18 protein-coding genes are annotated in these 21,262 nt (G+C 51.5%); 15 read left to right on the top strand and 3 right to left on the bottom strand.

The window, feature by feature from the left end:
- Positions 1 to 208 precede the first annotated feature (208 nt).
- From ACWHYD_RS12615 to ACWHYD_RS12605, 3 genes are all read left to right on the top strand, one after another.
- A complete protein-coding gene (locus tag ACWHYD_RS12615; RefSeq protein ID WP_447962389.1) occupies positions 209 to 826 on the top strand; it encodes a DUF47 domain-containing protein in 618 nt (205 codons plus the stop codon).
- A gap of 60 nt (positions 827 to 886) precedes the next feature.
- Positions 887 to 1,879: an anion permease gene (locus tag ACWHYD_RS12610; protein WP_447965868.1), complete on the top strand. Its 993-nt coding sequence runs from the start codon at positions 887 to 889 to the stop codon at positions 1,877 to 1,879.
- Positions 1,880 to 2,198: 319 nt separating this feature from the next.
- Complete coding sequence (locus ACWHYD_RS12605; RefSeq protein ID WP_447962388.1) at positions 2,199 to 2,591, top strand: bactofilin family protein; 393 nt, start codon at positions 2,199 to 2,201, stop codon at positions 2,589 to 2,591.
- Between the two features lie 113 nt (positions 2,592 to 2,704).
- On the opposite strand, the gene ACWHYD_RS12600 is transcribed toward ACWHYD_RS12605, so the two are convergent.
- Positions 2,705 to 3,202 (bottom strand): SixA phosphatase family protein, encoded by a 498-nt coding sequence (locus ACWHYD_RS12600; protein WP_447962387.1) that lies wholly within the window; start codon positions 3,200 to 3,202, stop codon positions 2,705 to 2,707.
- A gap of 482 nt (positions 3,203 to 3,684) precedes the next feature.
- On the opposite strand from ACWHYD_RS12600, the gene ACWHYD_RS12595 reads away from it, so the two are divergent.
- The 4 genes from ACWHYD_RS12595 to ACWHYD_RS12580 are packed head-to-tail and all read left to right on the top strand — an operon-like array spanning position 3,685 to position 10,159.
- Positions 3,685 to 5,112 (top strand): TolC family protein, encoded by a 1,428-nt coding sequence (locus ACWHYD_RS12595; protein ID WP_447962386.1) that lies wholly within the window; start codon positions 3,685 to 3,687, stop codon positions 5,110 to 5,112.
- Positions 5,109 to 8,267: an efflux RND transporter permease subunit gene (locus ACWHYD_RS12590; protein ID WP_447962385.1), complete on the top strand. Its 3,159-nt coding sequence runs from the start codon at positions 5,109 to 5,111 to the stop codon at positions 8,265 to 8,267. The genes ACWHYD_RS12595 and ACWHYD_RS12590 overlap by 4 nt, the downstream gene beginning before the upstream one ends.
- A gap of 12 nt (positions 8,268 to 8,279) precedes the next feature.
- Complete coding sequence (locus ACWHYD_RS12585) at positions 8,280 to 9,425, top strand: efflux RND transporter periplasmic adaptor subunit (RefSeq protein WP_447962384.1); 1,146 nt, start codon at positions 8,280 to 8,282, stop codon at positions 9,423 to 9,425.
- Positions 9,426 to 9,460: 35 nt separating this feature from the next.
- A complete protein-coding gene (locus tag ACWHYD_RS12580) occupies positions 9,461 to 10,159 on the top strand; it encodes a histidine phosphatase family protein (protein ID WP_447962383.1) in 699 nt (232 codons plus the stop codon).
- Between the two features lie 165 nt (positions 10,160 to 10,324).
- On the opposite strand, the gene ACWHYD_RS12575 is transcribed toward ACWHYD_RS12580, so the two are convergent.
- Positions 10,325 to 10,513 carry a hypothetical protein gene (locus ACWHYD_RS12575; RefSeq protein ID WP_447962382.1) on the bottom strand — a complete coding sequence of 63 codons (189 nt, stop codon included), beginning with the start codon at positions 10,511 to 10,513 and terminating at the stop codon, positions 10,325 to 10,327.
- A 274-nt stretch (positions 10,514 to 10,787) separates the two neighbouring features.
- On the opposite strand from ACWHYD_RS12575, the gene ACWHYD_RS12570 reads away from it, so the two are divergent.
- The 7 genes from ACWHYD_RS12570 (at position 10,788) to ACWHYD_RS12540 (ending at position 20,659) form a co-directional block, all read left to right on the top strand.
- Entirely contained in the window at positions 10,788 to 12,392 is a 1,605-nt protein-coding gene (locus ACWHYD_RS12570; protein ID WP_447962381.1) for an OprO/OprP family phosphate-selective porin, read from the top strand.
- Positions 12,393 to 13,129: 737 nt separating this feature from the next.
- On the top strand, positions 13,130 to 14,650 hold the full coding sequence (locus tag ACWHYD_RS12565) for an alginate export family protein (RefSeq protein ID WP_447962380.1): 1,521 nt from the start codon (positions 13,130 to 13,132) through the stop codon (positions 14,648 to 14,650).
- 80 nt (positions 14,651 to 14,730) lie between these two features.
- Positions 14,731 to 15,495 (top strand): molybdate ABC transporter substrate-binding protein, encoded by a 765-nt coding sequence (modA, locus tag ACWHYD_RS12560; protein WP_447962379.1) that lies wholly within the window; start codon positions 14,731 to 14,733, stop codon positions 15,493 to 15,495.
- Between the two features lie 67 nt (positions 15,496 to 15,562).
- Entirely contained in the window at positions 15,563 to 16,246 is a 684-nt protein-coding gene (gene modB / locus ACWHYD_RS12555) for a molybdate ABC transporter permease subunit (protein WP_447962378.1), read from the top strand.
- Positions 16,243 to 17,340, top strand: coding sequence for a molybdenum ABC transporter ATP-binding protein (gene modC / locus ACWHYD_RS12550; protein ID WP_447962377.1), 1,098 nt, complete (start codon positions 16,243 to 16,245; stop codon positions 17,338 to 17,340). The genes modB and modC overlap by 4 nt, the downstream gene beginning before the upstream one ends.
- Positions 17,341 to 17,935: 595 nt before the next feature.
- The gene (locus ACWHYD_RS12545; protein WP_447962376.1) at positions 17,936 to 18,619 is read left to right on the top strand and encodes an MEDS domain-containing protein; all 684 of its coding nucleotides are present in this window, start codon (positions 17,936 to 17,938) and stop codon (positions 18,617 to 18,619) included.
- Positions 18,620 to 18,643: 24 nt separating this feature from the next.
- Positions 18,644 to 20,659 carry a sigma 54-interacting transcriptional regulator gene (locus ACWHYD_RS12540; protein WP_447962375.1) on the top strand — a complete coding sequence of 672 codons (2,016 nt, stop codon included), beginning with the start codon at positions 18,644 to 18,646 and terminating at the stop codon, positions 20,657 to 20,659.
- Positions 20,660 to 20,738: 79 nt separating this feature from the next.
- Here the strand turns inward: ACWHYD_RS12540 and ACWHYD_RS12535 are convergent, their stop codons facing one another.
- The gene (locus ACWHYD_RS12535) at positions 20,739 to 20,876 is read right to left on the bottom strand and encodes a hypothetical protein (RefSeq protein WP_447962374.1); all 138 of its coding nucleotides are present in this window, start codon (positions 20,874 to 20,876) and stop codon (positions 20,739 to 20,741) included.
- Between the two features lie 104 nt (positions 20,877 to 20,980).
- Here ACWHYD_RS12535 and ACWHYD_RS12530 point away from each other — a divergent pair, with 104 nt between their 5' ends.
- Positions 20,981 to 21,154, top strand: coding sequence for a hypothetical protein (locus tag ACWHYD_RS12530; RefSeq protein WP_447962373.1), 174 nt, complete (start codon positions 20,981 to 20,983; stop codon positions 21,152 to 21,154).
- Positions 21,155 to 21,262 lie beyond the last annotated feature (108 nt).

The raw sequence follows: 21,262 nt of genomic DNA, 5'->3' as shown, positions 1-21,262 counted from the left end.
TTTCCCACGAGAATCGGGTACATTTATCTTGGTCGAGGGCATTGTCTGTCTTGCCCTAAGTTGTCAAGGGTTACACGCAGAGAATTTTTCTCAATAAGAGAAAGGATGGGAAATATCCTGCTTCAAATCTGGATGTAGATACCCCTGTTCCGAATAGACTAAAGTGCCGTGTTGAATGACTGGCGGTTTTTGCTGAAGGAAAAGACTTATGTTTAGTTTTATGCCTCGGGAAAGCGGATTTTTTGATTTATTTGAGCAAGCGTCCCAAAACGTGGTGGAAGCAGGACAATGTTTGAAAAATTTAATGAAATCCTTTAACGAACCCCAAAAACAAATTCAACATATTAAGGACTTGGAGCACAAGGGAGACGGATTTACCCATGACATTGTCTTTAAATTGAATAAAACATTTATCACGCCATTGGATCGTGAAGACATCCATGAGCTTGCCAGTGCGCTTGATGATATTCTTGATGAAATTGATGCAGTGGCCGAGTTGTTCCTGGTATTTAAGATTCAACGCCCCACTCCTACGGCATTAAGGCTTTCGGAGATTCTCCATGAGTCGGTCCTGGAGGTCGGAAAGGGGATTTACCTAATGCGACAAAAAAAATGGGATATGAAGGAGTGTGGCATCCGGGTGAATACTTTGGAAAATGAAGCCGATCGGGTTCTTCGGGAAGCGATCTCGATATTGTTTGAAGAGGAGGAGGATCCCAAAACGGTGATGAAATGGAAAGAAATTTATGAGAATTTTGAGAAGGGAACCGATTCCTGTGAAGATGTGCTGAATGTCCTGGAACGCATTGCCCTGAAACACGGATAAAACACTCAAATCCTCGCCCCTCCTAAGTTATACCAGTAAATCTATCATTTGTTGGGATTTGTGGCTGATTTCAGCATCCTCCTCATTTTGGTCATCGCGCTCGCCCTCCTGTTTGATTTTTCAAATGGCTGGCATGATAGTGCCAATGCTGTGGCTACTGTCGTGTCGACTCGGGTCCTGAGCCCTGTCTCGGCTGTTCTTTTTGCCGGGGTCCTGAATGTCATCGGGGCCTTTATGTCTACCGCGGTAGCCAAGATGGTGGGGAAGGGAATTATCGATCCTGCCGCAATCAATGATGTGGTCATTATTTCGGCGTTAGGGGGAGCAATTGTTTGGAATTTTATTACCTTGCGTATGGGGTTGCCTTCCAGTTCCTCCCATGCCCTGATTGGAGCCATGGTCGGCGCAGGATTTATTCATGGTGGGGTTGAGGTTTTGCAGGGAGAAGGATTGATGAAGGTCATGGAGGCCATGGTCTCTTCTCCTTTATTAGGGTTTCTTGTGGCTTTTTTTCTCATGGTTGGATTGAGCTGGGCTTTCTTCCGGACTTCGCGAGGAAGGGCTATGAGGTTATTCCGCCGTCTTCAATTATTATCAGCCGGGTTTATGGCGTTGAGTCATGGAGCAAATGACGCACAAAAAGCGATGGGGATTATTACCTTGGCTTTGCTTTCCGCCGGACATATTCCTTCTGCTGAAGTGCCCAAATGGGTTATTATTTCCTGCGCACTTTCTATGGGTTTGGGGACAGCCCTGGGGGGGTGGAAGATCATTCGAACGCTGGGGATGCGAATCGCCAAATTAGATCCTGTCCATGGGTTTGCCGCCGAAACCGGGGCCGGCGTGGTATTGATGGTTACAGCCCATATTGGGTTACCTGTCAGCACGACTCACACGATTACCTCTTCGGTCATGGGCGTGGGGGCGGTGAATCGGTTGTCGGCGGTTCGTTGGGGAGTGACCAGACGAATTGCCTATGCGTGGATCTTTACACTTCCCGGTTCGGCGCTCTTAGCCGTTGCCATTTACCTCCTGCTGGCCGCATTTCTCTAGTTGTCCTGTGTTCCGTCATTCTCTGTGATTTTCAATAATCTGTTACCGCCTCGCATCAGGAAGCTGTAGTCGTTCACGTATATCCCCGTTTCTTCTCTCCTCTGTTTACTCTCATTTTGTAGAACCATTGATCTGATCGTTTTTGTGGATTTACTTACATCCGATTCGGTTTAAAGAACTTGGTCGCCTGGGAGGTGGCTGTATGGTCCCTCCAATTGGGAATGGTTCCCTTCGCATCGCTCCCTTTAGTCTGACGTGTTCAAAGGTTGTCTCGCTGGGTCCCACTCAATTCATGGCATTGTAACCACAAGGAGGAGTTATGGCAGAAACCTATCAAACAGGCGCATTGCAGGTTTCCACGGCTGGGCTTGAGGAGGAAGGGTATCAAATGTATTTAGGTCAGAAGTGCCGATTGAGCGGTGTGTTGAAAGTCCAGGGGATGGCGCGGATCGATGGATTTGTCGAAGGGGAGATTTATGGAAACGATTTGATTCAAGTGGGAAAAGATGGAAAACTTGAAGCCACAGTGAAAGCTAAAGACATTGTGGCCCAAGGTCCTCTTCGAGGGGACTTCGTTGCTCTCCAGAAGATACAGTTGCTGGCTCCGGCAACATTGGAAGGGAAAATCGATGCTCCGGTTTTTCTGTTAGAAGAAGGTGTTTTTGTCAATGGACTGTTGAAAATGGGGATAGTGCGTCCTGCGGTCTCATAATCCAGGAGTACGTATGAGCATGAACCGAGTCAAAAGCCAGGAGATCGTACGCGTATTGTTCTATTGCTCCTCCAGGTAGACGGGTGGTGAGCGTTGCTTCTGCAAAAGACCCCCTAGCGCAGTGCTCTGAGCTGCGCAGGGGCCATCCACCATTCTAAATATCCCCGACCTATTTCGACCTTTCCCTCAAAAGAAATAAGGCAGCCACCAGCCTTTTTGACGGCAAAGCCCGAGCTATTCTTTCCCAAAATCATTAATGCCGCTGTTTGTCCAAGATGGGGTTCATGTCCGACGCACATGATAACTGCATCTTGTGGGTATCCCTGTAATATAGGAAATAGGCGCATGGGGGATTGGTCATATACCAGCTCGGGACAAAGCTGAATTGTTGCCTTGATCTGCAGAGTCTTCTTGGTAATCTCAGCGGTTTGTTGCGTACGGATTAACGGACTGCACAAAAGATGTGTGGGCTTCATTCCAATTCGTTTGAGCCCTGCAGCGACTTGTTCGGTTTTGGCAATACCTTCTTTGGTAAGAGGGCGTTCCCCTTCAGAGCGGTCCCATTCCTCTGGATTTACAGCAATGCCATGGCGAAGTAGAAGACAATTCATGTAAGTCTCTCCTTTTTCTGACCGCTATAAGAACAACCATTCTCTTGGCTGATTAGAAAATAACCTGCACACTATAGCGGGCTAAGAAAAATTTATAAAATTTTGAATGTTGGGCCAGGGCCTAGGATTCACTAATAAGCAACACTCAGAGAATATTCCATCTCAACCTATACAGTGCGACGAGCGTTGCAATGGAGAGAATCAAAGCCATTCTATTGAATTCTGCCTCTAAGCCATATGGTTAGAATATCCAGAAGCCTAGGGTTAGCCAGTTTCAGGACCACTCCCACTACGGTTCAGCTGGAGCCGGGTTTAGGGGAAGAGATGGGACGGTGGTCATGACGGTGAATGAGGGATTGTTAACTCATCCTCCCTTGATGCCGCTGTTTCGCCATTTCACGTGTAGAATCTCGGTTGGGATGCTATTATTGCTGCCTTGGGCTGATCTATAATTCTCTGCTTTCTGAGTTGAGGTATTGAGAATGAAGAAACCCTTGATGATCGGCTTGGCATTATTGTGCATGGGGGCACTGCTTGCAACAAGAGTAGAGGCGGCCGCCACTCAATCCCCATCTTCTGACTTCCTGACCTTGTCTCAAGCCATAGATTATGCCTTAGAGCATTATCCCTCGGTACGGGAATCGCTTGCAAAATACAAAGAAGCCCAATCGGGTATCGATGTCGCGGAGACCAGCTACCTTCCTCGTGTGGAAATCGGAGTTCAAGGGACTCGATCGACCTTTAATAATGTCTCGGGGATGTTTTTCCCCAATTCTTTTTTGCAACCGATCTCCGGCCCCGATTTGGGGCGTAATTCTTATAGCAGTAGCTGGGGCAGTGCCGCTGGCATTCTGCTGGCATGGGAACCCTTTGACTTTGGATTGAGATCAGCCCAGGTGAGTACCGCTCAGACCATGGAGCGTCATTCGCAAGCGTTTATCACGCTCACCCAACTCGAAGTGGCTTTGGCTGTGGGGGATGCGTATATCGATGTCATGATGGCCCAGGAATCACGCCAGGCTCTTCAATCAAATTTTGATCGTCGTGTGGTGTTCGCCAAGACGGTGGAGGTTCTGGTACGGAATCAATTGCGGGCTGGAGTTGATGGATCCCGTGCACAAGCTGAGACGGCGGTCGCACAAACGCATTTATTGGAAGCAGAACAAGTTGAGCGATCACGAATGGCCACATTGTCTCAAGTGCTGGGAATGGCCGGCACGCAAATTTTAATAAAAGATCCCATTTTGAGCAGCGCCCCTCAAGGGGCAGTTTCCGATAGGAAGGATCCGGCACAGCACCCATTAGCGTTAGTCCAAAAAACCGCAGCCGATATTCCGAAGAAGAGAGAGGAAGCCTTGGCACGCACCTGGGCGCCAAAATTCAACTTGCAAAGTGCCTTTTTCGGACGGGGGAGTGGATGGGACAACCAGGGCAATCGGGGTGGCGGTGGGGAAGGGCTATTGCCGGATGTGCCGAATTGGTCGGTTGGTCTGACGGCGACCTTTTCCCTGTTGGATTTTTCGATGATCCGGGCACAGAAACAACAAGAGCATTATCGCAATCTGGCCGAAGTGGCACGCTACGATCGGGTGATTCAAGAGCTGACGGCCCAGCAGGTCAAAGCGCGATCGCTCATGGAGAGTACCAAGCGCATTGCCGAAAACACGCCCATCCAATTACAAGCGGCTCGGCTGACGGAATCCCAAGCCGCTGCTCAATATAAAGCCGGTCTGGCCACAGTCGTGGATGTGGCTGAGGCGCAGCGGCTTGTGGTGCAGGCAGAAGTGGATGATGCGCGGGCGCGTCTTGGCGTATGGAAAGCCATGCTGGCCTTTTCAGGGGTTCAGGGTGAACTGTCCGAATTTCTACGGCTTGCGCGCCCGTCTCCTTCTTCTCCCGCCATTAAATGAACCTCCTTCTCTTTGCACTTCGGCGGCCTTTGACCATTATCGTACTGGTCATGGCCATGGCCGTATTTTCATTTCTGGTGGTCAAACGAATGGCCATCGATATCTTCCCAAATCTTGGACTTCCTGCCATTTATGTGGCCCAACCCTATGGTGGCATGGACCCGGCTCAAATGGAGGCCTATCTGGTCTCGTTCTATGAATATCATTTTCTCTATATCACCGGGATTGAGCATGTCGAATCCAAATCTATTCAGGGTGCCGCGTTGATGAAATTGTTTTTTCATCCTGATACGGATATGGATCAGGCTTTGGCGCAGACAGTCGCCTATGTGAATCGATCCCGCGCGTTTATGCCGCCCGGCACGGTGCCGCCCTTTATTTCGAGATTTGATGCGGGAAGCGTGCCGGTGGGCTATTTGGTATTTCAGAGCGAGTCTCGGAGCCTCAAAGAAATTCAAGATCTGGCCCTGTTCAGAGTACGCCCGATGTTTTCCGCGGTCCCTGGGGTGTCTGCCCCTCCGCCATTTGGAGGGACGGCCAGAACCATTGTAGTGAAGGTGAACTCTGAACGGTTGCGGGCATTTGGTATGTCTCCAGAGGAAGTGGTGCAGGCCGTGAGAACGGGGAATATGCTTCTGCCGGCAGGTAATGTCCGTATAGGAGATGTTGCCTATCTGACCCCTGTGAATTCTGTTGTCGACAACATCGAAGAACTGGAGCATCTTCCTATTCGTTTGGGGTCGGGGCCCACGGTCTTTTTGAAAGACGTGGGAACGGTCGAAGACGGGGAGGACATCGTCACCAGTTATGCCATGGTGAACGGGCAACGCACGGTCTATATCCCGGTCACCAAACGAGCCGATGCCTCCACCATGGCTGTGGTGGATCGCCTTAAAGCCTCGCTTCCGACATTTCGGGACGCGGTGCCTGACGATATTCAGATTAGTTTTGAATTCGATCAGTCCACCTATGTCACGAATGCGGTGAAGGCTGTTGTCGTGGAAAGTACCATGGGGGCGATCTTGACGGGATTGGTGGTGTGGTTATTCCTCCGGAGTTGGCGGAGTTCGGTCATTGTCGTCATGACGATTCCCTTTGCTCTCTTATCCGCCGTGGTGGCTTTGTGGGCAACCGGACAAACGATCAATATTATGACTTTAGGAGGCTTGGCCCTGGCCGTGGGCATTTTGGTGGATGAGTCCACAGTCACGATTGAAAATGTGCATGCCCATTTGTCTCGCGGAAAGAGTCTGGGGCGGGCCGTCAAGGATTCACGCGGTGAAGTGGTGGTGCCCCTTCTCCTGGCTATGCTGAGTATCTTGGCGGTGTTTCTCCCGTCGTTTTTTATGAGCGGAGTGGCGAAAGCCTTGTTTGTGCCGTTGGCATTGGCGGTGGGATTTGCCATGGCGGCTTCCTACATCCTGTCTACGACATTAGTGCCGGTCTTGGCTGTGTGGCTTTTGGATGAACATCCCAGGGCTAAGAGGAGGGAAGGTCCGACCATCCCTGCCTGGTACGTCAATGCCTTGAACTGGACGTTGGGCAATAAGGGGCTTGTCCTCATCGGCTACTTGCTGCTCAGTATGGCAATTGTCGTTGGTGTTGGTTCCAGCTTGGGGTTGGATATCTTTCCTCGCGTCGATACCGGACAATTTCAATTACGAATTCTGGCTCCTGATGGAACCCGTGTCGAAAGAACGGAAGTGTTAACAAGGGAGATTTTGGAGACGATTCAACAGGAAATCGGCCCTGAACGGATAAATATTAGCCTGGGATTTGTGGGAGTTCATCCGTCGAGTTATCCGGTGAATACCCTGTATATGTGGAGCAGTGGACCTCATGAGGCGGTCTTGTTGGTGGCGCTGAAACCGGGTTCCAATGTTTCCCTAGAGCAGGTGAAAGAACGATTGAGGGATCTTTTACCCAAGCGTTTTCCCGGGACGCGTTATACCTTTGAGGGTGGTGATATTGTCACGCAGGTCATGAGCATGGGATCCCCGACTCCGATTGAAATCGCCATGAGCGGACCAAATATGGAAGACAACCGGGCGTATGCGGAACAAGTGCGAGAGGAACTTTCGCATCTACCTGCCATCCGGGATCTGCGCTTCGGGCAACCCTTGGATTATCCCACTCTGGCAGTGCGCGTGGACCGAGTGCGAGCCGGCCAGCTTGGTGTGACGGCCGGTGAGGTGGCCAGGGCGGTGGTCTCAGCGACTTCCTCCACCCGTTTTGTGGAACCGATTTATTGGCGTGATCCCAAATCCGGAAGAGCCTATCAGGTGCAGGTGGAAATTCCCCAATCGGAATTCCAGTCCGTACAGGATATGCTCAATCTTCCGGTGATGTTAGAAGGCGGACGGGGGCCGTTGCTTCGTGACGTGGCGGAGGTCATTCCCGGAACCTCTATTGGAGAGTATGCACGGTATAACATGCAACGAATGGTCACGATTGTGGCTAATGTGACGGGAGAAGATTTAGGACGTGCAGCGGAACATATCGAAGCCGCGTTGAATCGGGTCGGCCCACCTCCGAAAGGGGTTCGGGTGGACGTTCGAGGGCAAATCGCCCCAATGAAGGAGATGTTCGTCAACCTCCAACTGGGATTGGCCCTGGCATTGCTGACGATTTTCCTGCTCTTAGCCGCGAACTTTCAATCCTGGCGAAGCGCCTTGGTGGTCTTGCTGACGACGCCTGCGGTATTGATGGGAGTCGTGCTGGGGCTGTCACTTTTCGGGACCACGCTGAATATTCAATCGTTTTTGGGGGCCATTATGGCCACGGGGGTGGCTGTGGCTAATGCGATCCTTTTCGTGTCGTTTGCCGAACATCATCGGACACAAGGACTCTCATCGCTCGAAGCTGCCAGGGAAGGAGCATGCAGCCGGGCTCGCCCGATCCTCATGACCGGGTTGGCCATGATCGTCGGAATGTTGCCGATGGCATTGGGCATCATGGAAGGAGGGGAGCAGGTGGCCCCTCTGGGACAGGCAGTGGTTGGCGGATTATTGCTCGCTACCGTGTCCAGTTTGCTGATCTTGCCCGCAATATATGCGATTCTGGAGAAGGGGGGAGCCATCCATTCTCCCTCATTAGATCCGGACGATCCATTGAGTGTCCATTATGAACCATCGCGCGCCACCGTTCCCAATTAGCCGGGAGTTGCTATGTCAGGCAAGATGATCGGAATCGGGCTGGTGTTGCTGGGAATTATTGCCGCAGGTGTGATGGTGCTGAGCAACGAAGGCCGTGTTCCTCAAGAGCCCACGGTCTCTTCATCCCCAACGCCTTCCCTGGAACTATCAGGAATCCCTGCGGGCAATACTCAGCTGCTCTCAGTTGAAGTGGTGCCGGTTTCCAGCCAACATCTGAAAGAGACGATTCCCTTGCCGGGAGAATTGCTTCCTTTTTTGAGTGTGGACCTCTCCTCCAAAATCACGGGAATCGTTGAATCCGTCAACGTGGATCGTGGGGCACGAGTCAAGAAGGGAGATATCCTCATCCAATTACGCGCACCAGAGTTGCAAGCGCAGAGGAGGGAAGCGGAAGCCCAGCTTCGTGCGGCCAATATCACGTATACCCGTCTTCAAGCCGCCGCCTCTACGCCAGGTATCGTGGCTGGAAATGATTTGGAATTGGCCCAACATCATCAGGAAGCCCTGACAGCCCGTCTCCAATCGTTACAAGAAATGGAAAAGTATTTGCGGGTGGTGACGCCGTTCGATGGAGTAATCACGCAACGAAATATTCATCCGGGAGCGGTCGTGGGGCCGGAAGGCGGAAGCGGTCGCGCCTCATCGTTGTTACGGTTAGAGCAAATTGTTCACTTGCGATTGGTCGTTCCAGTTCCGGAAGCGTATGTAGGGTCAATTGCTAAAGGGGCAACCGTGACATTTAGCGTGCCGGCCTATCCAGAGGAAAATTTTCAGGGAGTGGTGTCTCGTATTGCTCAATCGGTAGATCCTAAAACCCGATCTATGCCCGTGGAGATGGACGTGCATAATCCGACGATGCGCTTGGCCGCGGGAATGTTCCCGGAGGTCCGCTGGACGATTCGCCGATCCACTTCGACCTTGTTTGTACCGGCCACAGCGGTTATTACCACGACCGAAAACGTTTTTGTACTCCTGGTCAAGGAGAACCTGGTGGAATGGATTCCTGTCCGAAAGGGATCAAAGAGTGGCTCAATGATTGAAGTGTTTGGCGCTCTGCAATCGGGTGATCTCGTTGTGATAAGGGGAACCGACGAAATTCGGGCAGGCACACACATTATTCCGATTACTAAGGAAATACCCGCCAACACTCCTACGTAACTCAGTTTCCTTTGGGGAAGTTTTCCTGATTAACGATGAAAATCCTTCTTGTCATATTCTTAGTCGTGGTGAATGGGTGTCATTCAAAAAATATTCATGAAGACATCGACCCGGTGATTCATGGGAAGGTCCTTCTGAGGGTGTACCTTGTACGACATGCTGAAGCAAAGAAAAATGTGGTGCACGTAGCGTGGACTCCAGAGGAAGAGCTTGACACTCTAACAGCAGAAGGGCAAAGACAGACGATCGCAATCGGAAATTTTCTCAATGAAAAAGGCATTGTTGCCGTTCTGAGTACTCCTGCGGGTCGAACGCGTGAGACGGCTCAATCTATTGGCCAGGTCATTGGATTGAAGTCAGGATATGAGGTTGATCCGGCTTTTGCCTCTTTGCGTGGGGGTAACAGTCAGGATGGGAATCAGATTTCATGGGCCTGGCGAGAGAAGCAGTGGGCACTGGGACAGGATCCTCGTCCTGCCGGAGGAGAGTCGCTTTCAGATGGGGAATTCCGTGCTAAAGGTAGCTTGAATAAGCTGGTTGAAAAATTCCCTGAAAAATCTGTCGTAATCGTCTCGCATGGCGATATTTGTGCGGCATTGCTTGGGTATGCGGCAAATACCCCGATGCCGAAACGATATGTCACTCACGATGTCCCGACCGGATCTGTCAGCGAATTCATCATGACAAATACAGGGTGGCACATCATCGAAGAAGGGAGGGAAGCCACAGAATGAGTTCCCCTTCAATTTCCTAGTCACAGGGGTGGCTTTAACTGAACCTTCTATAATTTCGCGATCCCCTTCGGTAGAAGTCAAATCTTCCCGGTATCAGGCCTTGGGTATTGGTGTATCTCTCCTGTTCTCCAAGTCAAATTTTCGAAGCATGAAGATCAACCCCGATCAAGGTGAGGTCAGGTCGGCAGGGTTGCGGCTTTGACCCTCCCAGTGCTTTTCGGTGAGCTGTTGGGACTTCGTGACCTCATCAACCGGATAAGCGGATGTCAGAAATCCCAACTGGCCAGTCAAATCGAGAGTACAGACCAATAGGATCAATTTGTTCCTCGATTTTTCCTTCAGATCTTCCTTCATGTTCTCTGCTGCCTTCCTCTTCTCCATCAATCTGATTCAATCCGGAAACAATTCCTAACATTGCCAACCTTACGGCAGGCTGAAATCACAGTTCAGCCTCGCTTCAGGATGTACACAGTACACTTTTAAAAAGTGTATCGGAATTCTTCGCCACCGATGCGTCATAGGCAATCATAATAATCGTCCAAGAAAAGCTGTTGGGTTCAAAAATCCAGAACAAATTGGTTTTGGTGGAACCCCGTCCGTTGCCCCTCCGAGTTAAATCCTGGACTGGATGCAATTTGCAAACGGATCAAAAGCTTTTGCGACAGATTGGTGGAAATTATTGGCCATGGTGTGCCGAGTTTTTGCACGCGTCATCAGCTCACTGGTACTCGTCGATTTCGAACGCCAATGTAAATTGAGTAAGGCGTCGACTGACCGGACTGTCGGACGTTTTCATGCTGGAAAGGAAGATATGCGAACGGTTCGTTGGCTGGTCATCACAGGGCTCTTCGTGATGGCGGTGGGAGGAACAGGGAAGCTTGTTGCGGCGGAGCCTGTGTGCCTGAGGGAATCGAAGAAAGAACTTCAATGCATGCCGGGTCCCAAAACCCTGGAGGAGCGTTTGGAAGAATTGGAACAGAAGCAACGAGTTGCCGATCGTCTTCGAGAATTGGATCAACAGCGTGACGACCGGTTGGCGAAAGAAGCGTTAGTGGTGGGAGCCGATCAGAATGGTGTTTTCTTGCGTTCGGCAAACCGTGCATTTGAATTGCGATTTGCGGGGTATGCCCAAGTGGGTGGCCGGTTCTTTTTTGGTGATACGGCACAATCAAGCGTCACGAATACGTTCGAGGTCCGGCGTTTCAGACCAATTCTCCGAGGGACCCTGTATCGGTACATCAGTTTCAAGCTGATGCCTGATTTTGGCCAGGGGCAAGTGAGGCTGATGGATGGGTATATCGGTTTTGATTATTGGCCGGCACTCCGGTTGCGTGCGGGGAAATTCAAGCCTCCTGTCAGTTTGGAAAGGCTTCAGTCCAGTGCCGACATTATGTTTATCGAGCGTGGTTTGACGGAGAATCTCGTTCCGAATCGCGACATCGGGGTGCAACTCTATGGGGATCTGGTTGAAAACCGCCTGGCATATCAGGTTGGCGTCTTCAATGGTGTGAGAGACGACACATCCAGTACAGGCGGTTCCATCACGGGTTTCGACTCGAACAACGACAAGGACTACATGGTACGGCTGTTTGCCCAGCCCTTCCTGAGTACCGACGTGAAATGGCTGCAGGGGCTGCAGGCGGGAGTGAGCGGTACCTGGGGCCGGGATAATTTTACTCCATCAAATTTCCGAACCCCTGCCACCGGAAGTGATAGCATTACTTTTTTTCGGTATCGGGGTGGGGTGAGGGCCTCTGGTGTCCGGTATCGGCTGTCACCGCAAGCGTATTATGTGTGGGGACCTTTGGGAGTACTCGGGGAATATGTTTTGAATGTCCAAGACCTTCGAACCTCAGGGGGAACCGAAAAACGGTTGACCAATCGGGCCTGGCAGGTGGCAGCGTCTTATGTTTTGACGGGTGAGAACGCGTCATTCACGGGTGTGACGCCACGCCGACCGTTCGACCCGGCTCAAGGCGCCTGGGGAGCCGTGGAATTTGCAGCCCGATATCAGGAGTTACTGGTGGACCGGGAGGCCTTCCCGGTGTTTGCCGATTCGGCTGCCAGCGCCAAAAAAGCCAGGGTCTGGACGGTGGGGATTAATTGGCATTTGGCCCATCGGGTTAAAGTTATGTTGAATTTTGAACATGGTATTTTCGATGGAGGGGCCCCGAACAATAAAAACTTTGAGCAGGAAAACGCCCTGTTCGCCCGATTGCAGGTGGGCTGGTAGTCTTTCGAAGATGATGGTGAGGAATCGCACGGCAGACCTTTGTATTTACTCACGGACAAAACTCATACAAGCAGATTTTCCTGATCATGCCGGGATTGATGAAATGTGTTCCCATGTCGTTGAGCCTGTGCCGACCGTACCATCCCTTCAGGTGTGCGCCGAGGTGCGACTCCACATGCGTTGTCCCAGGAGTTCAATGCGGCCATCTCCCCCTGGAAAGAGCCATTCGATGGGTGTGTGCTGAATCAGTACTCACCTGGCGAGTCCGGCAATCACACTGGACCCGGGAAAATGGGCTGGACCCTTGCGTGGGTGGTCACCCTGACGTTGGAAATAGATATCGAAGGTATCGCAGGAAATGTGGGTCACGTATCTTAAGAACTGACTTTCCCTCCCCTCCCACTATAGTACTCCCTGGACCTCCTCCATCAGATTCACGCCAGACGTGAAATCCTCTTGCCGGCACGGATGACCTGGACACATTTTCTCACAAACGTTATTTCTGGTAAGACGAGTCCCCGCAGAGAAAATTTTCCGGTTTTGGGATTCACCTGTACATCTGAGAATTTGTCGATCTGCATTGTAATCAACCCGGTATCAGAGCCAATATTAGAGAGGCGATAAATGTAAGCTAAGCTTGACAATATGCAATTTTAAAATTACATTATGCAGGGTTTATCTGCGGAATGCTTTCACGGTTTTTGATCATTATAACGCCCAAGGAAGACTGTGTCGTAATGAGAAAAGCGGCGGATACCGTGACGGTCTGGATATTGACCGTATTAGGAATGGCCATGGTGATTCCTTGCACGGTGGTTTTGGCGGCGGATCCGACGCCTTCATATCCCTCTTCTTTAACCATTGAAAAGAGATCAGCATATGGGGAATTTTTTAAACAGATTGAAGATCGGGCAGAAGCACAGAACGGAAGAAATTGGATGGAAACGGCTGATGCCGTCCTTATCCAAGACAAAGAGACTCAATGGAATCGGTATCTGAAGGCGGCAATGGGGCTTCCAGATTTTGTTGACTTGGGCATAGAAAACCGCACGCGCTTCGAAAGTGTTGATCATCCCTGGCGATCCACTGCAAAAATTGGTGGGGGGCGAACGGATTCCCAGCTGGCCCTCAGGACTCGAGTGCGCTTTGGACTGGGAAATGGTCCTCTCCGATTGCTCTTTGAAGGGCAGGATTCTCGTGAGTACGGAGGGCAGACTGGAGGCTTTGTGAATAACACAACGGTCGATGAATGGGATATTTTACAATTGTTCGGGTCATTGACCGTGGACAATGTGTTAGGAAGCGGATTGCGAACGGACTTGCATTTCGGCCGCATGACCCTGGACTTGGGAAGCCGTCGGTATGTCGCCCGCAATGACTTCCGAAATACCCAGAATGCCTTTGACGGCTTTCATTGGCAAATTGGGAAAGCCGATACTTGGCGATTCCGTACCTTTATCACCGAACCGGTTATTCGTGAGGAGGTCAAACTCGACGAGCAGAATGAAAAGTTTTTATTTTGGGGTGCGTATGTGGAAAACCTTCAGATCTCCTGGATGAATATCAATGCCTTTTATTACGGATTAAACGATCAACGACAACAAAATAAGAATTTCCATCGTACGTATGGGACGTATGGATTTCGCCTATTCAAGGATTCTGCCATTGGTGAATTCGATTATGAATTGGAGGGGGCCGTTCAAGTGGGACAAATAGGGCAGGTCGATCATTTTGCCTATAATCCCAATGCCCAAGTTGGATATACGTTTAATGTGCCCTGGACTCCTCAATTTTTGGTGCAGTATACCTATGCCAGCGGAACTCGCACACCGGGAGGAAGTCAGAGCGGAACATTTGATCCTCTGTTTGGGGCTCGGCGTTGGGATTTAATGGCGACGGGAATTTTCGGACCATTTCTCCGGTCCAACATCAGTTCTCCCGGTTGGAGGTTGGTTGCTAAGCCTGCGAATAACGTAACCATGCAAATCAAACAGCGATTCTGGTATTTGGCTCAAGGCCGTGCCGTGAATGGGGGGATCCTTTTACAAGATCCCTCAGGAGGAGCAGGAAACTATTTGGGGCATGATATTGAATTACGTGCGACGTGGACTGTCAGCCAAAACCTTGAATTTGATGCCGGGTACGACCATTGGTTCAAAGGATCCTATTTTAAGCGACTGCCCGCTTCGGCGAATCTACCTCAAGGCGGGAGCAAGGATACGGATTATTTTTATCTTTCCATGCGCATCAGATTGTGAAACGGCTCTAAGTGCTTAATCAGGGTCAGCCTGTTCTCTAGACTGAGCCACCTGGCGACATCTATTGAATTGGGAGGTGAATGATGTTTCTCCGAGTCCATACTTTTGTCCTCATGTTCTTTTTTTATGTGTGTTTAACGACCGCCGCCGCCGAAGAAGTCAGGGTGGCCGTTGCCGCGAATTTTTTGGCGACTCTTAACGAAATTATCACGAGTTTTCAGAAAGACACGGGGCACACGATACTGGTCAGTTCCGGATCGAGCGGAAAACTCTATGCACAAATCAAAAACGGTGCACCGTTCGATGTTTTGTTTTCAGCAGATGCCGAGCGCCCACAATTGTTGGAAAGAGAAGGTTTGGCCGTTAAGGGAAGCCGGTTTGTTTACTCTGTGGGGCGTCTGACTTTATGGAGTGCAGATTCGAACCTGGTTCAAGGGGAGGCACATCATCTTCTCTCAGATGGCCACTTCGATCATCTGGCCATTGCCAATCCGAAGACCGCGCCCTATGGCAGGGCAGCGGAACACACACTCAAGAAGATGGGCCTCTGGGAATTCCTCAAGGATCGGATCGTTCAGGGGGAAAACATCGGACAAGCTTTTCAATTCGTGTATTCAAAGAATGCCCAACTTGGTTTTGTCGCCCTTTCCCAAGTATTGGATCCAAAAATCAACGGAAGCGGCAGCCGGTGGGATGTGCCAACTTCTTTTCACGATTCACTCGAACAAGAAGCGGTCCTGTTAATGCCTGGACAGAATCATGCAGGTGCCAGAGCATTTTTGGATTATGTCAAAGGAGAGAAAAGCCTGGCCATTATTGAGCGATTTGGCTATGGACTGCCATAATCGACCACATATCGACCAATGAGAAAAGAACTTCCATTCCAAAGGTGATAATGCTACATAGGGAGCCATGACATTATCTGAGGTGGATTTAGGGCCTCTCTGGCTGACGTTGCGCCTGGCCGGGGTAACGGTGATCGTCCTTCTGATCATTGGAACTCCGCTTGCCTGGTGGCTTGCACATACCCGATCCCGAGCCCGGACGGTAGTTGAAGCAATTGTCGCCATGCCTCTCGTATTGCCGCCAACGGTGCTCGGATTTTATTTGCTGATTGCGTTGGGACCTCATGGGTGGATTGGGAGCGCCTCGCAGGCGGTAACCGGATCGGCGCTTTCATTCACCTTTACCGGGCTTGTCATTGCTTCTGCTTTGTATTCGCTCCCTTTCGTCGTTCAACCTTTGCATGGTGCCTTTGAGTCAATCGGGAGAAAGCCGTTAGAGGCGGCCTGGTCGCTCCGGGCTTCAAAGCTCGACACATTTCTGACCATTGCTTCCCCCATGGCCTCTCGCGGATATCTCACGGCCATTGTCCTTGGATTCGCACATACCCTTGGCGAATTTGGTGTGGTCTTAATGGTGGGAGGGAATATTCCAGGGAGAACGAAGGTACTCTCCATTGCCATATACGATCATGTGGAAGTGTTGGAATATACCCAGGCTCATGTCCTGTCGGCAGGGCTTCTTGTCTTTTCATTTCTGGTCCTTCTTATGGTCTATACGGTGAATCGCCGCTTGCCTATCCACGTCTCATGAGCGAGTTGACAGCCAGATTCGAGGTAGCCTTTCCCTCATTCCACCTGCAGGTGAAGGTAAGTGTACCCGCTGAAGGGATCACGGTCGTATTCGGTCCTTCCGGATGCGGCAAGACCACCTTCTTGCGCTGTCTCGCCGGATTGGAACGGTCGCCGACCGGCTTTCTCGCCCTGGGAGAGCACGTCTGGCAGGATGAAACCACACACATCTTTCTTCCGCTCTCGCAACGTCCGGTTGGTTACGTATTTCAAGAGCCTCGCTTGTTCCCTCATTTGAGCGTCCGATCAAACTTACTGTACGGATGGAAACGGATACCGGTATCGGAACGTCGTGTTTCCCTCGATCAGGTTGTCGCGATTCTGGGTTTAGACTCGTTGTTGGAAAGCAGGGCAACCCATCTGTCCGGCGGGGAGCAACAACGAGTGGCCATTGGCCGCGCATTATTAACCAGCCCGCGCCTGCTCCTCATGGACGAACCGCTCAGTTCGCTTGATGTTCAACGAAAGCGGGAAATCATGACATTTATCCAACGGCTGGATAAGGAATTCAGAATTCCCATAATCTACGTGAGTCATGCTCTGCATGAAGTGGTGCAACTGGCCAGGACCCTCATCCTGCTGAAGGAGGGGAGCGTGGTGGCTATCGGGCCTCTTGCTGAAGTCTTCTCTCAAGTAGGCAGTCGCCGTGTCATCCCGGACGGCCACATTGGTGCAATCATTGACACTCGTGTGGCGGAACATGATTTGGAATTCGGGCTCACCATTCTGACTTTTTCCGGTGGTCGATTGTCAGTGCCCCGCCAACATTCCTCCATAGGAGAATCCTTACGTGTGCAGATTCTGGCCCGGGACGTCAGTCTTGTCGCCAGCCCACCAGCTTTTCAAACCAGTGTGCTCAATGTCTTAGTGGCGACCGTCATGGAAATTGGACCCATTGAGTCTGGTCAACCATTTGTCGATATCAAATTGGATATTGGTTGTTCCTTGCTGGCCACCATTACCCGAAAATCCTTAGCGACCCTCAAACTCCATCCCGGTCAAAGAGTCCACGCCCAAATCAAAGCTGTGGCCCTCACACACGATTCCCTGGAATAAATGTGCAGTCCAGAGAAAACGTTCTATCAAAGCTAACCCGGAGGACAATGGGCGGGACCTGGGGGTGAATGCGTTCCCCGCTGGAAGCGAAGGCCCGTTCCGATGTCTTTGACTACACCGAGGAATTGTATAACCGATAGTGAACGCACTCTTTACCGTGGGAGTGGCAACCAGGAAATTTGGCGAGAGGTATCATCAGAAGTCTTCCTTAACCTGTCGGTGAATACGGCGGCAGACAAATGCCAGCTTTTTGTATGCATAGCCCAAAGCGTCGTATGTCCTGCAATTGCCGGTTTAAGGTTGATTGCCGGCTTAAATATCTCAGCAACAGGAGCACTTCTGCCGATTTTATTGTGTGCAGATCCATCGGAAAGTCGATTGACACGTGAAGCGGCATTTGGTCAGAATGGTTTCTTTTCAGCGCTTGCTGTATAGCTACCCCTGCGGATCTCCGAGGGGAGATATGGGAAAACCCAGAGTATCATCATCTTCCGTTCGTGGCTCTCTGCCTACCATCATGAATGGAGGCCACCTGGAGTAATGTCATTTTCAGACCTCTCATTTTTCTCTTCGTAGCCAGGATAAGAGAGACCCTATGGAGCTCACCAATGACCGAGACAGGTTTCGCGGCGGAGTCTCACGTGAGGGCCACCGACCGATTCGGTTAGCCGGTTCGGTGCTTGGCGCGCAACGTCATGTCTGTGCCTTCTTTCACAACCCTGCCGAACAGTATCGGATACTGCTTCCGTTCATTAAGGAGGGATTCGAGTGCGGCGACCGTGCTTTCCATGTCGTCGATCCCAAGTTGCGGGAGGAACACCTTCGGCGATTGGAGTCCGCCGGCATCGCCGTGACGGCGACGCAGCATCTCCGCCAACTCGAGGTAGCGACGGTGGAGGAGACCTTTCTGCGTGGTGGGCGGTTCAACCCCGAGGCTATGCTCGGCCTCATTCAGGAAACGCTCAAAACCGGAGCCGCGCTTGGCTTCCCACTCACTCGATTTGTCGCCAACGTCGCGGAGAGAATCCTTGAGGACGGGTCCAACGCCGATGAGTGGATCAAGTGTGAGTCACGGCTGAACTCAATCTTGCCTCAGTACGACGACCCCCTCATCTGCGTGTATGATCTTGCCAAGTTTGGCGGAGACCTCGTCGTCGACATGCTGCGGACGCATCCGATGGTCATCATCGGCGGTCTCCTTCAGGAGAATCCATTCTTCGTTCCCCCTGATGAGTTTCTTGGGCAGCTACGGGAACGCGGTGCCACGCAGATGAGTTGAGGCCCTTCATTTATCCGATAGGCAATGGAGACAAAGCAAACAACTGATGAGATCAAGGACCTCAAGGCCTGTCTCAATGACCTGATCGCGGTTCTCGCCCTTCCCGCCATCTGGGGAAACCACGAGCCATCCAAGATTGTGAGTACCTTGCTCGAAGCGTTAGTAAGCATGCTGCGCCTGGACTTCGCCTATGTCCGGTTAGCCGATACATTTGGCCGCGGCGCGCCGATCGAGATGGCCCGACTCACTCCACCCGGAAATTTAATGCTTCGGCCGCAAGAGATCGGTCAAGCGCTTACCCCCTGGTTGGGGGATGGTCCACACACATCGCCTATCGTTGTGCCGAATCCGATTGGACAAGGTGCAATCTCGATCTCGGTATTCCGGCTGGGGGTTCAGGATGAACTCGGGGTATTAGTGGCTGGCTCCTGTCGAGGTAATTTCGCGACGGAGATTGAAAAACTCCTGATGCGAGTGACCGCGAACCAGGCCGCGATCGGGCTGCAAGAGGCAAGACTATTAAGCGAACAGAGGCGAGTCGCAGAGGAACTTGATCAAAGAGTCGCGCGACGGACTAAAGACCTTGCGGCGGCGAACGAAGAGTTAAAGAAAGAGATCGTCGAGCGCAAGCGGGCGGAAGAAAAGCTGCGGCAAGACGAAAGGGAGCTTCGGCGCATTACCGATGCGATACCTCAAGCCATCGGTGTCTTGGGGTTGGATGGGATGCCTCTTTACGTCAATCAAGTCCTGCTGGACTACACGGGTCTCACCCTGGAGGACCTAAAGGCCGATGATTTTCGCACGCGACTCTTTCATCCCGAAGATCTCGAAAGAGTGCAGGAAAAGCGTCAGAATGCATTAGCCCATGGAGCCCCCTTTGACCTGGAGTTACGCGCGCGCCGCAGAGACGGGCGGTACCGTTGGTTTTTATTCCGTTACAACCCCTTGCGGGATGATGAGGGACTCATCATTCGCTGGTACGCCACGGGAATCGACATTGAGGAGCGCAAGCAAGCTGAAGAGAGCATCCGAAACGAGAACATGGCGTTACGTGAAGAAATCGATGGGGCTTCGATGTTCGAAGAGATCGTCGGGTCCTCCGAAGTGCTGCGTAAAGTTTTGCGGCAATTGGCGAAGGTCGCGCCGGTGGATTCGACTGTGCTCATTCTCGGAGAGACCGGGACGGGCAAGGAGCTGATCGCTCGCGCGATTCACAAGCGGTCGAACCGTTCGTCCCGGGCATTTATTCGCGTGAATTGTGCGTCGATCCCTTCTTCACTTATTGCCTCCGAGCTATTCGGACACGAGAAAGGTGCTTTCACCGGCGCGCTCCAGCGACGGCTAGGGCGTTTTGAGTCCGCCAATGGCGGGACGATTTTCCTGGATGAAATTGGTGAGCTGCCTGCGGAAACACAGATCGCGCTGTTGCGAGTGCTCCAAGAGCGGGAAATTGAACGAGTCGGAAGTAGCCAGCCGATTTCCGTGGATGTGCGAGTTGTGGCTGCAACTAACCGCGACTTGAAAGCGGCTATGGCTGCGGGTAGTTTCCGTCAGGATCTCTTTTACCGGCTGAATGTGTTTCCAATCCAGATGCCATCGCTTCGCGAACGGGTGGATGACATTCCCTTGCTCGTCGAATACCTGATCGAACGTTATGCCCAAAAAGCCGGAAAGAAGATCAGACACATCCGGAAGCAGACGGTAGAGTTGTTTCAGGCTTACGACTGGCCCGGCAACATTCGGGAGCTACAGAATGTCATCGAACGCGCTGTCGTGCTGTGCGATGGCGATACATTTTCCGTTGACGAGACCTGGCTGAAGGGGGAACAGGATCAACAAGCTGGTCCCGCCGTTCCTTTGGCAGCCTCGATTGCCGGACGCGAACGAGACATGATCGAGGCCGCTCTGGCGCAGTCTCGGGGCCTAGTATCAGGCCCAACCGGCGCAGCAGCGAAGCTGGGAATTCCGCGACAGACGCTCGACTCGAAAATCAAGAGCCTGGGAATTGACAAGCAGCGTTTCACCCGTCGATCCACCTAACCCCTTTCGTTGCTTCCGGACTAGTCTTCTTCAGACTGAGTCCCTTCTCACCCTCTCCTACACAAACGGACCGATTCAATCACACCGATGACGCTCCTGCTTGCCGATATTTCAGCAAATGCTGAAAATTCGTCAACTGCTGCCGCGCTAATCGCAATAAATTCAAGCGGTTATCATTGGCATCCTCCTTGCGATACCACTTTACCGTACAGATCATAAATAGCGCCGATGACAATAAGGATTGAAAAAACTGCAGACAGACACAAGACGATCATCCGCCTAAGCGGTCGGCTGCAATCTGAGCACCTGGAGGAATTGAGGATGCAGGTCGATGGCGAGCAGTTGCCCATCGCGTTGGACCTTGAGGGTGTGACGCTCGTGGATATTGAGGCCGTTCGATTCCTGAATACTTGCAAGAAAGGGGGCGTGGAACTTCTCCATTACCGGCCTTACATATGGGAATGGATGATTCGTGAAAATGCCAGAGAAGAATAAAGGACTGGGTTTCGATAGCGAAAATCACATACACCGGAGGGCCCCATGTAAAAAGCAAAGAAGAAGGACGGTTCAACACAATTCTGAGCAGGTTTCGGAGATCACTTG

It is taken from the genome of Nitrospira sp. Ecomares 2.1, assembly GCF_965152585.1.
Note: the sequence above shows the minus strand (reverse complement) of the source record. Positions and strands in the feature narration are given on the sequence as shown.

Excerpts from the sequence above, each read along its gene's own strand:
- ACWHYD_RS12615 (WP_447962389.1), top strand. The coding sequence starts at position 209 with ATGTTTAGTTTTATGCCTCGGGAAAGCGGATTTTTTGATTTATTTGAG.
- ACWHYD_RS12605 (WP_447962388.1), top strand. The coding sequence starts at position 2,199 with ATGGCAGAAACCTATCAAACAGGCGCATTGCAGGTTTCCACGGCTGGG.
- ACWHYD_RS12600 (WP_447962387.1), bottom strand. The coding sequence starts at position 3,202 with ATGAATTGTCTTCTACTTCGCCATGGCATTGCTGTAAATCCAGAGGAA.
- ACWHYD_RS12595 (WP_447962386.1), top strand. The coding sequence starts at position 3,685 with ATGAAGAAACCCTTGATGATCGGCTTGGCATTATTGTGCATGGGGGCA.
- ACWHYD_RS12590 (WP_447962385.1), top strand. The coding sequence starts at position 5,109 with ATGAACCTCCTTCTCTTTGCACTTCGGCGGCCTTTGACCATTATCGTA.
- ACWHYD_RS12585 (WP_447962384.1), top strand. The coding sequence starts at position 8,280 with ATGTCAGGCAAGATGATCGGAATCGGGCTGGTGTTGCTGGGAATTATT.
- ACWHYD_RS12580 (WP_447962383.1), top strand. The coding sequence starts at position 9,461 with ATGAAAATCCTTCTTGTCATATTCTTAGTCGTGGTGAATGGGTGTCAT.
- ACWHYD_RS12575 (WP_447962382.1), bottom strand. The coding sequence starts at position 10,513 with ATGAAGGAAGATCTGAAGGAAAAATCGAGGAACAAATTGATCCTATTG.
- ACWHYD_RS12570 (WP_447962381.1), top strand. The coding sequence starts at position 10,788 with ATGCAATTTGCAAACGGATCAAAAGCTTTTGCGACAGATTGGTGGAAA.
- ACWHYD_RS12565 (WP_447962380.1), top strand. The coding sequence starts at position 13,130 with ATGAGAAAAGCGGCGGATACCGTGACGGTCTGGATATTGACCGTATTA.
- modA (WP_447962379.1), top strand. The coding sequence starts at position 14,731 with ATGATGTTTCTCCGAGTCCATACTTTTGTCCTCATGTTCTTTTTTTAT.
- modB (WP_447962378.1), top strand. The coding sequence starts at position 15,563 with ATGACATTATCTGAGGTGGATTTAGGGCCTCTCTGGCTGACGTTGCGC.
- modC (WP_447962377.1), top strand. The coding sequence starts at position 16,243 with ATGAGCGAGTTGACAGCCAGATTCGAGGTAGCCTTTCCCTCATTCCAC.
- ACWHYD_RS12545 (WP_447962376.1), top strand. The coding sequence starts at position 17,936 with ATGGAGCTCACCAATGACCGAGACAGGTTTCGCGGCGGAGTCTCACGT.
- ACWHYD_RS12540 (WP_447962375.1), top strand. The coding sequence starts at position 18,644 with ATGGAGACAAAGCAAACAACTGATGAGATCAAGGACCTCAAGGCCTGT.
- ACWHYD_RS12535 (WP_447962374.1), bottom strand. The coding sequence starts at position 20,876 with ATGATCTGTACGGTAAAGTGGTATCGCAAGGAGGATGCCAATGATAAC.
- ACWHYD_RS12530 (WP_447962373.1), top strand. The coding sequence starts at position 20,981 with ATGCAGGTCGATGGCGAGCAGTTGCCCATCGCGTTGGACCTTGAGGGT.